General features: G+C 67.5%; 14 protein-coding genes. 8 read left to right on the top strand and 6 right to left on the bottom strand.

Annotated features, from left to right (window positions below; all coding sequences use genetic code 11):
- Positions 1-5: 5 nt before the first annotated feature.
- The 6 genes from gyrB to dnaA form a co-directional block, all read right to left on the bottom strand.
- On the bottom strand, positions 6-1,949 hold the full coding sequence (gene gyrB, locus ACIA8R_RS02000; RefSeq protein WP_364083556.1) for a DNA topoisomerase (ATP-hydrolyzing) subunit B: 1,944 nt from the start codon (positions 1,947-1,949) through the stop codon (positions 6-8).
- Positions 1,950-2,251: 302 nt separating this feature from the next.
- Positions 2,252-2,710 carry a DUF721 domain-containing protein gene (locus ACIA8R_RS01995; protein WP_397035972.1) on the bottom strand — a complete coding sequence of 153 codons (459 nt, stop codon included), beginning with the start codon at positions 2,708-2,710 and terminating at the stop codon, positions 2,252-2,254.
- Between the two features lie 31 nt (positions 2,711-2,741).
- On the bottom strand, positions 2,742-3,974 hold the full coding sequence (recF, locus tag ACIA8R_RS01990; RefSeq protein ID WP_397035970.1) for a DNA replication/repair protein RecF: 1,233 nt from the start codon (positions 3,972-3,974) through the stop codon (positions 2,742-2,744).
- A gap of 90 nt (positions 3,975-4,064) precedes the next feature.
- Positions 4,065-5,006, bottom strand: a complete 942-nt coding sequence (gene gnd, locus ACIA8R_RS01985) for a phosphogluconate dehydrogenase (NAD(+)-dependent, decarboxylating) (RefSeq protein WP_364083562.1) — start codon at positions 5,004-5,006, stop codon at positions 4,065-4,067.
- 49 nt (positions 5,007-5,055) lie between these two features.
- Positions 5,056-6,195 carry a DNA polymerase III subunit beta gene (gene dnaN / locus ACIA8R_RS01980; RefSeq protein ID WP_357693304.1) on the bottom strand — a complete coding sequence of 380 codons (1,140 nt, stop codon included), beginning with the start codon at positions 6,193-6,195 and terminating at the stop codon, positions 5,056-5,058.
- 525 nt (positions 6,196-6,720) lie between these two features.
- Positions 6,721-8,301 carry a chromosomal replication initiator protein DnaA gene (gene dnaA, locus ACIA8R_RS01975; RefSeq protein WP_397035968.1) on the bottom strand — a complete coding sequence of 527 codons (1,581 nt, stop codon included), beginning with the start codon at positions 8,299-8,301 and terminating at the stop codon, positions 6,721-6,723.
- Between the two features lie 444 nt (positions 8,302-8,745).
- On the opposite strand from dnaA, the gene rpmH reads away from it, so the two are divergent.
- The 8 genes from rpmH (at position 8,746) to ACIA8R_RS01935 (ending at position 14,619) form a co-directional block, all read left to right on the top strand.
- Complete coding sequence (gene rpmH / locus ACIA8R_RS01970) at positions 8,746-8,883, top strand: 50S ribosomal protein L34 (protein ID WP_043614899.1); 138 nt, start codon at positions 8,746-8,748, stop codon at positions 8,881-8,883.
- Between the two features lie 62 nt (positions 8,884-8,945).
- On the top strand, positions 8,946-9,308 hold the full coding sequence (rnpA, locus tag ACIA8R_RS01965) for a ribonuclease P protein component (RefSeq protein ID WP_357693308.1): 363 nt from the start codon (positions 8,946-8,948) through the stop codon (positions 9,306-9,308).
- A 17-nt stretch (positions 9,309-9,325) separates the two neighbouring features.
- Entirely contained in the window at positions 9,326-9,583 is a 258-nt protein-coding gene (yidD, locus tag ACIA8R_RS01960; RefSeq protein WP_352322972.1) for a membrane protein insertion efficiency factor YidD, read from the top strand.
- Positions 9,584-9,587: 4 nt separating this feature from the next.
- Entirely contained in the window at positions 9,588-10,511 is a 924-nt protein-coding gene (gene yidC / locus ACIA8R_RS01955; protein WP_357693310.1) for a membrane protein insertase YidC, read from the top strand.
- 20 nt (positions 10,512-10,531) lie between these two features.
- Complete coding sequence (locus ACIA8R_RS01950; protein ID WP_357693312.1) at positions 10,532-11,020, top strand: R3H domain-containing nucleic acid-binding protein; 489 nt, start codon at positions 10,532-10,534, stop codon at positions 11,018-11,020.
- A 543-nt stretch (positions 11,021-11,563) separates the two neighbouring features.
- Positions 11,564-12,235, top strand: a complete 672-nt coding sequence (gene rsmG / locus ACIA8R_RS01945; RefSeq protein ID WP_357693314.1) for a 16S rRNA (guanine(527)-N(7))-methyltransferase RsmG — start codon at positions 11,564-11,566, stop codon at positions 12,233-12,235.
- Between the two features lie 137 nt (positions 12,236-12,372).
- Complete coding sequence (locus ACIA8R_RS01940) at positions 12,373-13,347, top strand: ParA family protein (RefSeq protein WP_397035964.1); 975 nt, start codon at positions 12,373-12,375, stop codon at positions 13,345-13,347.
- A 309-nt stretch (positions 13,348-13,656) separates the two neighbouring features.
- Positions 13,657-14,619: a ParB/RepB/Spo0J family partition protein gene (locus tag ACIA8R_RS01935; RefSeq protein ID WP_357693318.1), complete on the top strand. Its 963-nt coding sequence runs from the start codon at positions 13,657-13,659 to the stop codon at positions 14,617-14,619.
- The last annotated feature ends 159 nt before the right edge of the window (positions 14,620-14,778 follow it).

Raw genomic sequence — 14,778 nt, 5'->3', positions numbered from 1 at the left:
CCTTCTTAAACGTCGAGGAAGCGAACGTCGCGCGCGTTGCGGATGATGAAGTCACGCCGCGCCTCGACGTCCTCGCCCATGAGCACGCTGAACAGGTCGTCGGCCTGGGCCGCGTCGTCGAGCGTGACCAGGCGCAGCAGTCGCGTCGCCGGGTTCATGGTGGTCTCCCAGAGCTGGCCGGCGTTCATCTCGCCGAGGCCCTTGAAGCGCTGGACGTTGTCACGCGGGCGCGGGTCTGCCTTGCCCTGCGCGATGCCGTCGTTGATGACCGCGTCGCGCTCGGCGTCGGAGTAGGCGTAGGAGGCGTCCTCGCCCTTCCGGTCCCACTTGATCTTGTAGAGCGGCGGGCACGACAGGTAGACGTGCCCGGCCTCGATCAGCGGCCGCATGAACCTGAACAGCAGCGTCAGCAGCAGGGTGTTGATGTGCTGGCCGTCGACGTCGGCGTCGGCCATCAGGATCACCTTGTGGTAACGCAGCTTGGCGATGTCGAACTCGTCGTGCACGCCGGTGCCCAGAGCGGTGATGAGCGCCTGGACCTCGTTGTTCTTCAGGACCTTGTCGATCCGCGCCTTCTCCACGTTGAGGATCTTGCCGCGGATGGGCAGGATCGCCTGGAAGCGCGAGTCGCGGCCGCCCTTGGCGGAGCCGCCGGCCGAGTCGCCCTCGACGATGAACAGCTCGCACTTCTCCGGGTCGTTCCACTGGCAGTCGGCCAGCTTGCCGGGAAGGCCGCTGCCGGACTCCAGCAGCGACTTGCGCCTGGTCAGGTCGCGGGCCTGGCGGGCCGCAATGCGGGCGCGGCTGGCCTGCAGCGACTTGTTGATGATGTCCTTGGCCTCGCCGGGGTTGCGCTCGAACCAGTCGCGCAGATGGTCGTTGCAGGCCTTCTGCACGAACGACTTGGCCTCGGTGTTGCCCAGCTTGGTCTTGGTCTGGCCCTCGAACTGCGGGTCGGACAGCTTGACCGAGATGATCGCCGTCAGGCCCTCGCGGACGTCCTCGCCGGAGAGGTTGTCGTCCTTGCCCTCCTTGAGGAACTTCTGCTCGCGCGCGTAGCGGTTGACGATGGTCGTCAGCGCCGCGCGGAAGCCCTCCTCGTGGGTGCCGCCCTCGGCGGTGTTGATCGTGTTGGCGAAGGTGTACACCGACTCCGCGTAGGAGTTGTTCCACTGCATCGCGATCTCCACTGCGATGCCGTCGCCCTCCTCCTCGAAGGAGATGATCGACGCGTGCGCCGCCTCCTTCTTGGCGTTGAGGTGCTTGACGAAGTCGGCCAGACCGCCCTCGTAGTGGTATTCGACCGTGCGGGGCTCGCCGTTGACGTGGTCGGGACGCTCGTCGGCGAGCGTGATCGTCAGGCCCTTGTTGAGGAAGGCCATCTCCTGGAAGCGGCGCGAGAGCGTCTCGTAGTTCCAGGTGGTGGTCTCGAAGATCCCGGGATCGGGCCAGAACGTGATCGTGGTGCCGGTCTCGTCGGTCTCCTCGCCCTTGGCCAGCGGGGCCAGCGCCTTGGAGTTGACGAGGTTCAGCCGCCAGTAGTGGCCGTTCTGCTTGACCTCGACGTCCATGGCGGTGGACAGCGCGTTGACGACGGCCGAGCCGACGCCGTGGAGGCCGCCGGAGACCGCGTAGGACTGGCTGTCGAACTTGCCGCCCGCGTGGAGCGTGGTCAGCACGACCTCGACGGCCGAGCGCTTCTCCACGGGGTGGATGCCCGTGGGGATGCCGCGGCCGTTGTCGATCACGCGCACGCCGCCGTCGGCCAGCAGAGTGATGTCGATCCTGGAGGCGAAACCGGCCAGCGCCTCGTCCACCGCGTTGTCCACGATCTCGTAGACGAGGTGGTGCAGGCCGCGCTCACCGGTCGAGCCGATATACATACCCGGGCGTTTGCGAACCGCCTCAAGTCCTTCGAGTACGGTGATTGAGCTAGCGTCGTAGGACAACTGCGAAATCCTCCTGCCGCGGACACGCGGCGGGGGAGGCCATCAACCTGATGCTGCCCCTGCCGTGCCCGTCACCGTCGTGAGTGCCCCGATGCGCGGTCACCCGGGGGAGTCGGCTTGCTGCCGGGGTGACACGCAAGCGGACGTGTCCGGAATCCTTTTTCATTCTACCGCTTCCCGGAGCCCGTGGTGGCAATACACGCGCCTGTGATGCGCCCTAGCTCGTTTTGCCCCCCACTCAAGCATCCCCCCTTCGGAAAGGGGGCTTATCGCGTCTGCGGCTGTCTGATCGCCCCCGGCGCCTAACCATAGGTGTCGCCGGGCCCCCTGCTTCCGGTCACCCGCAATCCCCCTGTGGGCCGGGGCGCGTTCTGCGGCCCCCTGACCTTGACCTTTGTCACCGATCCGTCACCCAGCTCTTCGTTCAGCCTGCGGATGAGGGTGCGCGCGAGCAGTCTGACCTGCGTCGCCCATGCCGTGGAATCGGCCGCGATGAGCACCTCGCCCTCGTCGAACGACTCCGGCCGGGTGTGGGCGGCCAGGTCGGGGCCGACGATCTCCTTCCACCGGCCGAACACCGCGCCGACGGCCGCCGACCGCTCCCAGCCCCGGTCGGCCAGCAGGTCGGCGATGGCCCGGCCGAAGAGCTGCGGATCGCCGGCCTCCCGGCGCGGGCCGGCCTTCCGCCTGGGCTCGCGGCGCGGGAGCTGCCCGCGCTTGGCCGCGTCGGCCTTGGCCTGCGCCAGCTTCTCCCTCGCCATGGCGGCCCCCCTGGCCGCCGCGTTATGCTGCTCATCGGACACGGGTCACGCTCCCCTCAGCGACGTCGAAACGGGCTCCCGCCAGCTCCTTCGGCACGTCGTCGGGCACGGCGGCGGTGATCAGCACCTGTTCGGCCGGCGCGACGATCTCAGCCAGCCTGCGCCTGCGGTGGCTGTCCAGCTCGGCGAACACGTCGTCGAGGATCAGCACCGGGTCGCCGCCGTCGGCCCGCAACAGGTCGTAGGCGGCCAGGCGCAGCGCCAGCGCGAACGACCACGACTCGCCGTGGCTGGCATAGCCGCGGGCGGGCAGGTCGCCGAGGCCCAGGATCAGGTCGTCGCGGTGTGGGCCGACGAGTGTGACCCCCCGTTCCAGCTCGGCCTGGCGGACCTCCAACAGCCGGTCGCGGAGCTGCTGTTCAAGGGTTTTCCCCAAGTCTGTGGATAACGTCTGCGCATCGGGAGATCCCCGCTCACCGGCGACTTCGTCCTCCGCGGCGTCCCCACCTGTGGACAACGTGCTGCGGTAGGCCAGCGTCGCGGGGGCGCTCGTGGGGGCCAGCGCGGAGTAGGCCCCGGCGACCAGCGGGCGCAGCGCCTCGATCAGTTCGAGCCGCGCCTGCAACAGCTCCGCGCCGTGCCGGGCAAGGTGGGCGTCCCACACCTCCAGAGTGCTCAGCACGTCGCCGGCGCCCGCGGCGGCGAACGCGGTGTCACTCTCGGCCCGCCGGGCGCTCCTGCTGCCTCTGCGGGCCTGCGCGGCCGTGCGCAGCAGGGCGCCGCGCTGCTTCAGCACCCGGTCGTAGTCGGCCCGGACCCCGGCGAACCTGGGGGCCCTGGCCACCAGCAGGTCGTCGAGGAAACGGCGGCGCTCGGACGGGTCGCCCTTGGACAGCGCCAGGTCCTCCGGCGCGAACAGCACCGTGCGCAGCAGGCCGATGACGTCGCGCGGCCTGGACACGGGGGAGCGGTTGAGCCGCGCCCGGTTGGCCTTGCCCGGGTTGATCTCCAGCTCGATCAGCGCCCGCCGATCGTCCCTGTGGACGGCGCACCGCACGATGGCCCGCGCGGCACCCTGACGCACCAGCGGCGCGTCGTTGGCCACCCGGTGGCTGGAGTGCGTCGCGACATAGCCGAGGGCCTCGACCAGGTTGGTCTTGCCCTGGCCGTTGGGCCCCACGAGAGCCGTGACGCCCGGTTCCAGACCGAGCTCCACGGACGCGTAGGACCTGAAGTCGGTCAGCGAGAGGTGGGCGACATGCACCCCACGAAGGTTAGTGCGCCGCGGGGGCCGCCCGCGTCACCGGCGTGCCGTCCTGGGGAAAACCCCGGGCTTCCCCTGGCCGCCTGTGGACTACTCGGCTTCGCGCGGCGGGGTCACGTCGGCGCCGGGCGAGTCGGCGCCCTTGCCGGTGCTGCCCTCGGTCGAGGTGATCGCGTGGCCGCCGAACTGGTTGCGCAGCGCGGCGACGACCTTCATCGCGGGGGAGTCGTCCTGGCGCGAGGCGAACCGCGCGTAGAGGGCGGCGGTGATCACCGGCAGCGGCACGGCGTGGTCGACGGCCGCCTGGACCGTCCACCGGCCCTCGCCGGAGTCCTGTGCGTAACCGCGGAGCTCGTCGAGGTGCTCGTCGTCGTCGAGCGCCCGGACCATCAGGTCGAGCAGCCACGAACGGATGACGGTGCCGGTGCGCCAGCTGCTGAAGGAGCCCCTGACGTCCTTGACGACGTCGGACGCCTCCAGAAGCTCCCAGCCCTCGGCGAAAGCCTGCATCATGCCGTACTCGATGCCGTTGTGGACCATCTTCGCGAAGTGGCCGGCACCGACGTCACCGGCGTGGACGAAGCCGTCCTCGCCCTCGGGCTTGAGCGTCTCGAAGATCGGCATGAGCCGGTCGACGTCGGCCTGCTCGCCGCCGCACATGAGGGCGTAGCCGTTCTGCAGCCCCCACACGCCGCCGCTCACGCCGCAGTCGACGAAGCCGATGCCCTTCTCGCGCAGCTCGGCGGCGTGCTTCTGGTCGTCCACATAGTGTGAATTGCCGCCGTCGACGACGATGTCGCCCTCGTCGAGCAGCTCGCCGAGCTCATCGACCGTCTGCTGGGTGGGCTTGCCCGCGGGAACCATGACCCAGACCGCGCGCGGCGCGGACAGCCGTTCGACCAGCTCCTTCAGGCTGGCCACGTCGCTGATGCCAGGGTCGCGGTCGTAACCGACCACCTCATGGCCGCCGCGGCGCAGCCGCTCGGCCATGTTGCCGCCCATCTTGCCCAGTCCCACCATGCCGATCTGCATGACGCTCCTCTACCCCCTTGTCAGGCTTCCATCATCCCCGATGACGGGATCAGCCCGACAGGCGGATGGGCATGATCAGATAACGGTAGTCCGTACCTGCGCCTTCGTCCACAGGCTTGCCCCCGGTGAGGATGGCGGGCTTGGTCGAGGTCGTCATCTGCAGGCGTGCGATGTCGGAGTCTATGGCCCCCAGCCCCTCAAGCAGGAACTGGTGGTTGAAGGCGATGTTCATCTCCTCGCCCTCGTAGTCCACAGGCAGTGCCTCGACGGCCTGCGCCTCGTCGCCGCTGCCGGCCTCCAGCACGACCTCGCCGCTCCTGAACGCCAGGCGGACGGGGGTGTTGCGCTCGGCGACCAGGGCCACGCGCTTGACCGCCTCGACGAACGGGCCTGTGGACAGGTCGGCGCGCGCGGAGAACTCCGTCGGCAGCAGCGAGCGGTACTTGGGGAACTCGGGGTCGAGCAGCCGGGTCGTCGTGCGCCGGCCCGCGCTGGAGAAGCCGATCATGCCCTCGCCGGTGCCGCCGGCCGAGCTGAGCGCGATCTCCACCTCGGCGCCGGTGGTGCCGAGTGCCTTGGCGGTGTCGGCGAGCGTCTTGCCCGGGATCATCGCGATGGCGGCGAAGTCGGGCTGGCCCGGCTGCCATTTGAGCTCGCGCACGGCCAGCCGGTAGCGGTCGGTGGCGGCCAGGGTGACGGTGTCGCCCTCGATCTCCATGCGCACGCCCGTGAGCATCGGCAGCGTGTCGTCCCTGCCCGCCGCGACGGCGACCTGGCCGACGGCCGAGGCGAACACGTCACTGCCCACCCGTCCGGCGGCCGGCGGCATGGCCGGGAGCGACGGGTAGTCCTCCACAGGCATGGTCAGCAGTGTGAAACGCGCGCTGCCGCACGTGACGACGGCCTTGGCGCCTTCCACCACGAAGTCCACAGGCTGTGCGGGAAGCGCGCGGGTGATCTCGGCGAGCAGCTTGCCCGAGACCAGGACGACGCCCGCCTCACCGGTCTGGAGTTCGAGCGTGACCTCGGCGGAGACCTCGTAGTCGAACCCCGACAGCTTGAGCTGCTGTCCCTCCGTCACCTCCAGCCGCATGCCGGCGAGTACGGGCACCGACGGGCGCGCCGGGAGGCTGCGTGCCGTCCATGCCACCGCCTCAGCGAGGACGTCTCGCTCGATTCGGAACATCACGGTGATCAGCCTCCTGGGTTCGTCGTTGATTCAAGTGTTCACTCTCCCGCACCTCGGTTCGGGGAGAACCCCTCTATGGGTCTTTGATTTTCTTAGTAAGAGAGATAAGAGGTCATCACACTAGGGGCTGTGGGAACTGTGGACAACTGAAGTCCTCGCAGGTCAGCACCCGTATTTTCATCCACCGAGGGTGTGGGTGACGCCTGGGGGAAACTTCGCCGCCTGGGGATGAAGATTCGTTGCCCACAGGCCGTCCCCAGATCATGGTGTGTTCATCCACCGGTTATCCACGAGGTTTCCACAGGTTGTCCACGGGGTAAGCGGGGGCCTTCTGGAGTCCCAGATCGACTGTTCACAGGCCGTCCACACGTTATCCACGAGTCATCCCCAGGTTCTCCTCAGGATGTCCCCAGATTCGTCCCCAGCCCTTGTGGGCGGATTTTTCCCGGCATTGGTGGTCGTACCGACGGGCCGATTTTGCGTTTCCGCTGGTCCACAGTGTTTTCCACAGGCTGTGTACGACCATCAAGATCCACGCTTGCTCTGTTTGATACGCATTGTCAGCTCGTTGACCTGGTTGTACATCGACCTGCGCTCGGCGATGAGCGACCGGATCTTGCGCTCGGCGTGCATCACGGTGGTGTGGTCGCGGCCGCCGAACTGCTGCCCGATCTTGGGCAGCGACAGCTCGGTCAGCTCGCGCGCCAGGTACATGGCGATCTGCCGGGCGTTGACGAGCGCGCGGCTGCGCGAGGTGCCGCACAGGTCTTCGATGCTGATGCCGAAGTAGTTGGCGGTCTCGGTCATGATGGCCGCGATCGTGATCTCGGTGTCGGACTCCGAGGTGATCAGGTCCTTCAGCACGACCTCGGCGAGCTGCAGGTCCACACCCTGCCTGTTGAGGCTGGCGAACGCGGTCACCCTGATCAGGGCGCCCTCCAGCTCGCGGATGTTGGTGGAGATCCGGCTCGCGATGTACTCCAGCACCTCGGGCGGCGCGGCCAGGCCCTCCTGGATGGCCTTCTTCCGCAGGATCGCGATGCGGGTCTCCAGCTCGGGCGGCTGGACGTCGGTGATCAGGCCCCACTCGAACCGGTTGCGCAGCCGGTCCTCCAGCGTGATGAGCTGCTTGGGCGCCCGGTCGCTGGAGATGACGATCTGCTTGTTGGCGTTGTGCAGGGTGTTGAAGGTGTGGAAGAACTCCTCCTGCGTCTGCTCCTTGCCCTCCAGGAACTGGATGTCGTCCACAAGCAGGATGTCGATCGCCCGGTAGCGGCCGCGGAAGCCGTCGGCCTTGTGGTCGCGGATGCTGTTGATGAAGTCGTTGGTGAACTCCTCCGAGCTCACGTATCTCACCCGGGCGCCGTCGTACAGGCTCTGCGCGTAATGCCCGATCGCGTGCAGCAGGTGCGTCTTCCCCAGGCCGGAGTCGCCGTAAATGAAGAGCGGGTTGTACGCCTTCGCGGGGGATTCGGCCACCGCCACGGCCGCGGCGTGCGCGAACCGATTGCTGGCACCGATGACGAATGTCTCAAATGTGTACTTCTGGTTGAGTCTGGCCGGTTCGCTGGGCTTGTTGCTCTTCGCTTCCCAGCGATTCGGCGCCGGCTCCGGCGCTTTCTCCACAGGCGGTGTGTACGGCTGCACCTGTTCAAAAGAGAACGAAGGCTGTGGATATTCGGTGGACGCCGATGGCTGCTCAGGCTGTGGAGAATAGAACTGCGGGGGCTCGGATGCCTGGTAGTGCTGGGGTTGCACCGGCTGTGTGTAACGCGGCTGGCTATCCACACTCTGGGGATAGGGCATATTCACAGGCTGTTGATGGGCGTCTGGCAAAGGCTGCTCAGGGGCCGTGGTGTCGATCATCACGGCCAGCCGCATCGTCATCCCGAGTTCCTGCGACAGCGCGTGGGCCACCAGCGGGCGCAACTTGCCCTCGATGAGGTCCTTGAGGAAGTCGTTGGGGACACCGAGCACGATCGTGTCGTCCGCGAGGGCGATCGGACGGACCATCGACAGCCAGGTGCGCTGCTGGATGGGCACGTTCTCGTTGAGGAAGTTGCCCAGGGCCCTCGCCCATACCGTGCCGAGGTCGACACCACTCATGGTGCGGCTCCCCTCCTTCCTCTCGCGGCCCCCCGCGATCGTTTATCCACATGTCCGTGGCCGCCCCGAGCGGTCGGCGACCCCTTCGTCCACAGCGTGGCGGCAGGGCTTCGTACCCAGGTCCTCCACAGGAGATCCACAGGCTGTGCACGGTGTTTCAGGTGGTCCAGAAGGGCCGACAGTATCCATGTGCACAGCTGTGTTCAAGACGTTGTCCACAGCCTAGTGGCACCCGGATGCACAAACTGTGGACGTGGGCCCGGCGGTGGAAAAGTCGCCTGTGGATCAGTGGATAACCCGTTCGGTTTGACCTGGGAGGCCGTTGGCCCGTAACGTACGACGGTCGGCTTGCCACGCGACGGCTATTTCGCGTGCCCTCGCTCCCACGGCAAGCCAGCCATGTGTGTATAAGCGCCCCTGGGCGCACCTTCAAGGAGCCCACCCGTGAGCAAGCGTACTTTCCAGCCGAACAACCGTCGCCGCGCGAAGACCCACGGCTTCCGGCTGCGGATGCGCACCCGGGCCGGTCGCGCCATCCTCGCCGCCCGTCGCCGCAAGGGCCGCGAGAAGCTGTCGGCCTGATCGACCCGCGCCAGAAGTCCGGCCCGTCGGTGTACCTCGCCGACGGGCGTTAGGCGTATACGGTGCTGTCCCGTCAATCCCGCATGCGGCGCGGGGACGAATTCGAAGCGGCGGTCCGGCGCGGAAAACGCGCCGGTCGTCCCACTCTGGTGGTGCATCTCAACTTTTCTGGGGAAGAGACACCTCTGGTTGGTTTCGTGGTGAGCAAGGCCGTTGGTGGCGCGGTGACCCGGAACAAGGTCAAACGACGGCTCCGACACCTGATGCGCGACCGTCTCGACCGGCTGCCGCGAGGTAGCCTGCTGGTGGTACGCGCCAATCCACCGGCCGCGTCCGCGTGCGTCGAGCAACTGGCCGCCGAGCTCGACGCCGCGCTGGATCGTTTGCTCAGGCGGCGCGAGTCCTCGACGGGTGGACACAGATGACGGAGCAGCCGCAAGGGATGCCGGGCCTCGCCGCCCGGGCGCTGATCATCCCCATTCGGTTCTACCGGGCGTTCATCAGCCCGATGCTCGGTCCACGCTGCCGGTTCTACCCGTCGTGCAGCGCGTATGGGCTCGAGGCGATTGCCGTACATGGGGCATTGCGCGGCACTTGGCTGACTGTCCGGCGCATCGGGCGGTGCCACCCATTCCATCCCGGAGGTATAGACCCGGTGCCCCCACGCCCGGTCCGGTCCCACGAAACGCAAGGGAGCTAGCTCGGTGGAGCTGTCCTGGCTCAATTGGCTGTACACGGCCGTCGCCCAAGTCATCACCTGGATCCACCAGGTCTACAGCACTTTCCTCGACCCCAACAGCGGGTTGACCTGGGCGCTGACCATCGTCACGCTGACCGTCTGCATGCGGATCCTCATCTTCCCGCTGTTCCTCAAGCAGATGCGGTCTTCGCGGAAGATGCAGGAGCTGGCACCGAAGGTCCAGGAGCTCCGCAAGCGCTACAAGAACGACAAGCAGCGCATGAACCAGGAGGTCATGGCGCTGTACCAGGGTGCGGGCGCCAACCCCCTCGGTGGCTGCCTCCCCGTCGTGGCGCAGTTCCCGATCTTCATCTCGATGTTCACCGTGCTGCGGGCCATCGCCGCCGACCAGGCCAAGTTCGGCATGTCGCAGGAGCTGGTCGACAGCGCCAAGCACGCGCTGATCATCAACGCGCCCCTGCCGGCCACGTTCTTCGAGGCTCCTGACATCGCCCAGAAGATCGTCATCGGCTTCTTCGTGGCGATCAGCTCGCTGACCACGTTCCTCACCGTCCGGCAGAGCGTCACCCGCTCGATGGCCCAGATGCCGGACAACCCCATGGCGCAGCAGCAGAAGATCCTGATGTACATCTCGCCGCTGTTCGCCTTCTTCAGCCTCAACTTCCCGCTGGGCCTGATCCTCTACTGGGTCACCACCAACCTGTGGACGCTGGGCCAGCAGCACTGGTTCTACAGCCGGCACCCGATGCCGCAGTTCGACGCCAAGGGCAACGCCATTCCCGTGACGCCCAAGCCCGGCCTGGTGGCCAAGATGCGCAAGACCACTCCCGAAGAGGCGGCACCGCCCGCCCCGCCGGAGCCTAAGATCATTAGGCAGCAGCCCAGCCGCCAGTCCCGCAGCAAGCGCACCGGCAGCAAGAAGTCTTGAACACGAAGGAGAGGCCGGCCATGACCGAGGCCGAGCAGGAGAAGGCTCCTGATCTCAACGCGCTTGAGCAGGAAGGCGAGATCGCTGCCGACTACGTCGAGGGCCTTCTCGACATCGCCGACATCGACGGTGACATCGACATGGATGTCGAGGGCGACCGAGCCATGGTCTCCGTCGTGGGGCTCAAGGGCAACGAGCTGGTCGGGCCCGCGGGGGAGGTCCTGGAGGCGCTGCAGGAGCTGACCCGCCTGGCCGTCCACCGGCAGACCGGGGAGCGGTCGCGGCTCATGCTCGACGTCGCCGGCTACCGCGAGCGGCGCCGGGCCGAGCTGAGCAAGCTCGGCACCGAGATCGCCATCCAGGTCAAGGAGAAGGGCGAGCCGAAGGCGCTGCACCCGATGACGCCGTTCGAGCGGAAGATCGTCCACGACGCGGTGGCGGCCGCCGGGCTGCGCAGCGAGTCCGAGGGTGAGGAGCCGCAGCGGTACGTGGTGGTCCTTCCCGCCTGAAACGTGAATTGTCAGCCGGTTCGGCCGTCTGTCGGCGCTTGGTTGCGCTGATGGGCGGCCGTTTCCGTATTTATGGCTGTACGTGCGGGTGGGCGAGCTTGTGTGGGCGGTTAGCGGGTTTGTGAGCGGACATCCAGACCTGTGCAGATCGATCCGGACTGTTGGTGGTCGGAGCGTTCTTCGGGGCCTTCGTGCGTTTGTGTGCGTGTTCGGGGCGGTCGGAGGGGCACGTGCGCATTTGTGCGGTGAGCTTGATGTTCGTCCATGAAGGTGCGCGTAAGGGTGTCTTTTGAGGGGTGTGCGCTTTATATCGTTTATTGGGGAGTTGGCGTCAGTGGCGGGATTGAGAGGTGCGCGCGGCGCGTGCTCGACGGTCACCTACATGCCAGCCCGCTAGTCTTCCAGTGTGATCTCACATCTAGCCTTGGGTGGACAGCGCCCCTAGAACGTCGGGACACCTACCGTCGAACGCCCACCGGCACCTCCGCCGAGCAGGCAACCTGAGTACCAACAGCATTTGAGACCGAGAAAGGCCAGCATCCAGTGAGCGAAGAGCTTCCGGCGCCGCCGGACATAGCGCGGGACGTCTTCGCCGGGGAGGCATGGGACCGCGCGAACGCGTTCGCCGCGATGCTGGCGGGCCCGGGTGTCGTCCGGGGGCTGCTGGGGCCGCGCGAAGTGCCGCGCATCTGGGATCGTCACCTGCTCAACTGCGCGGTGGTCGCCGAGGCCGTGCCGCCGGAGGTGCGTCTGGTGGACATCGGCTCCGGGGCGGGGTTGCCGGGGCTCGTCCTGGCCATCGTCCGTCAGGACATCGAGGTCACGCTGCTGGAGCCGCTGCTTCGCCGTACCGTGTTCCTGGAGGAGTGCGTCGAGGCGCTCAAACTGGACAACGTCGAGGTGCTGCGCGCGCGGGCGGAGGACCTGGCGGGGGAGCGGGAGTTCGACGTCGCCAGTGCTCGGGCGGTCGCGCCGCTCGACCGGTTGCTGAAATGGGCCATGCCTCTTCTGCGGGAGGGCGGCGAACTGATAGCCATGAAGGGCGAGCGGGCCGCCGGCGAGCTCGCCGAGGCGGAGTCCCAATTGCGGGCCAGCGGGGCCCGAACGGCCGAGCTTGTGACCGTCGGGCACGGTAAGGTCGAGCCGCCTGCAACATTGGTTCGGGTGGTAGCGGGTCGCGCGCCGGAGCGAGCCAGGCGGCGACGAAGGAGGTGACGGTTGTGCCAGTCGCGTCTTGCGGTCTTGGCTGGCCGGACAGCCGTCGGTCCGAGAGCCCAGCCGGGGTTGGATGGCCCGAAATGGGCGTGTCGCACAAGCAAATTCCCGGCACCGGCACACCACTGGTTGAAAGGATGGCCAACGTGACCCAGACCCCCCTGAACCCCGGTGATTCGCCGTTGGTACGAGAGGCGCTCAGTTCAGTGGTTTCACGTGAAACGCCTGCCGCCCAGCCGGCCGCCACCCTGCCACCTGCCGCGCAGCCTGCTGCCCAGCCCGCCGCCCAGAGAGGCGGCACCGGCAGCGAGGGCGACGGCTCCTGGCCGCGTCCGGCGCAGTGCAGGGTGATCGCGGTGGCCAACCAGAAGGGCGGCGTCGGCAAGACCACCACTTCGGTGAACATCGCCGCGGCCCTGTCGATGCATGGGCAGCGGGTCCTCGTGGTCGACCTTGACCCTCAGGGCAACGCCTCGACGGCGCTGGCGACCGAGCATCGCGGTGACGTACCGGATGTGTACCAGGTGCTCGTCGACGATCTGCCCATGGCGGACATCGTCAAGCAGGTCCCCGAGATGCCGAACCTCTACTGCGCCCCCGCCACGATCGATCTGGCCGGTGCGGAGATCGAGCTGGTCTCGCTGGTGGCGCGGGAGGCGCGGCTCCGGCGGGCGCTGGCGGCGTACGAGGTGGAGTTCGACTACATCGTCATCGACTGCCCGCCGTCCCTCGGCCTGCTGACGGTCAACGCCCTGGTCGCCGCGGAGGAGGTCATGATCCCGATCCAGTGCGAGTACTACGCGCTGGAGGGCCTGGGGCAGCTTCTCAGGAACGTCGACCTGATCAAGGCGCACCTCAACCCGACCCTGCGGCTCTCCACGATCGTCCTGACGATGTACGACGGGCGTACCCGGCTGGCCTCGCAGGTCGCCGACGAGGTGCGGTCGCACTTCGGCGACACGGTGCTGAAGACGGTCATCCCGCGCAGCGTCCGGCTGTCGGAGGCGCCCAGCTACGGGCAGTCGGTCATGACGTACGACCCGGGTTCGAGCGGGGCGATGGCGTACATGGACGCGGCCCGCGAGATCGCTCACCGCGCCACTGTGGCCTGACCCCGGTTGCGGGTCTTCCGCGTACGCGCGAGAGGGCTCCTGGTGAGGTCGTGTCGGTTGTGGGCTCGTCATGCCCGCGCCCTGGGTGGTCTGTGTGGAATCACCGGCCGGCTGCCGTTGGGTGGGGCCGGTGGCCGGGTGGTCTTGTTCGTGGCCCGTCGTGAGTTACGCAGATTTGTAGCCGTGTCGGCGTAAATCCCACAGGACTGTGTGTGGCGTGGGGGCACCCCGTTGGGCCTGCAACGGTAACCTCTCCTGGAGTGACCGGAATCGACCGGCCGGATTCGACCGGCTGGATGAGGAGACGCAGTGAGTCAGCAGCGGCGGGGATTGGGCAAGGGACTCGGGGCGCTCATCCCGACCGGACCCATCGTTGACGGCCCGGGTACGGCGCCCGCTCCCTCGAACGGTTCCTCGGCCGAGGCGGGCCCTCAGCCGATCGCTGGAGCGTACTTCAAAGAGGTCGCGCTGACCGCGATCGTGCCCAACCCCCGACAGCCGCGTGAGGTGTTCGACGGCGAGCGCCTCAAGGAGCTCGCTGACTCCATCCGCGAGGTCGGCCTTCTGCAGCCGATCGTGGTGCGCTCTGTGGGCGGCGGCCAGTACGAGCTGATCATGGGGGAGCGGCGTTGGCGGGCGTGCCAGCAGGTCGGTCTTGACCCGGTTCCCGCGATCGTCCGGAACACGCAGGACACCGATCTCCTCCGGGACGCGCTCATCGAGAACCTTCAGCGCGAGCAGCTGAACGCTCTGGAAGAGGCGGCCGCCTACCAGCAGTTGCTGGACGACTTCCAGGCGACCCACGAGCAGCTGGCCAGCAAGGTGGGGCGCTCCCGATCCCACATCACCAACACGCTCCGGCTGCTCAACCTCCCGCCGGAGGTTCAGCGCCGCGTGGCCGCCGGCACCATCAGCGCCGGGCACGCTCGCCCCCTGCTCGGCCTGAGCAGTGTGGAGGAGCAGGTTGCGTTGGCCAAGCGCATTGTGGCGGAGCTTCTGTCCGTGAGGGCGGTGGAAGAGATCGTCGCCATGGGCAGCGCGAAGGCTGCTCAGAAGGCGCCGCGTGAGCGGCAGGCGCCCAAGCCTACGGCTCCTGGCCTGACCCATCTGGCGGACCGGCTCTCCGACCACTTCGAGACGAAGGTCAAGGTCGACTTGGGGCGGCGTAAGGGGCGGATCGTGGTGGAGTTCGCGACGATCGACGACCTTGAGCGCATCATCGGGACGATGGCGCCTGAGGCGGCTCGGGTGATGCGGGAGCGCGAAGACTGAACCTCACGTGTTTCACGTGAAACGTGCGTGCTCCTTGGTGATTGTTGGCTCCCTGCACGAGCGCGTCTAGGCCGAGTGGCGTGGTGGCTCGCCTGAGACTCCGCCCTCGTTTCTCTCTCTTTCTTCGTTGAGTCCCGTCTTCTCTCCTGGGCGCTGCCG

Source organism: Nonomuraea sp. NPDC051191 (assembly GCF_044455665.1).
Taxonomy (GTDB): domain Bacteria; phylum Actinomycetota; class Actinomycetes; order Streptosporangiales; family Streptosporangiaceae; genus Nonomuraea.
This window is presented reverse-complemented; position numbering and strand designations above follow the sequence as displayed.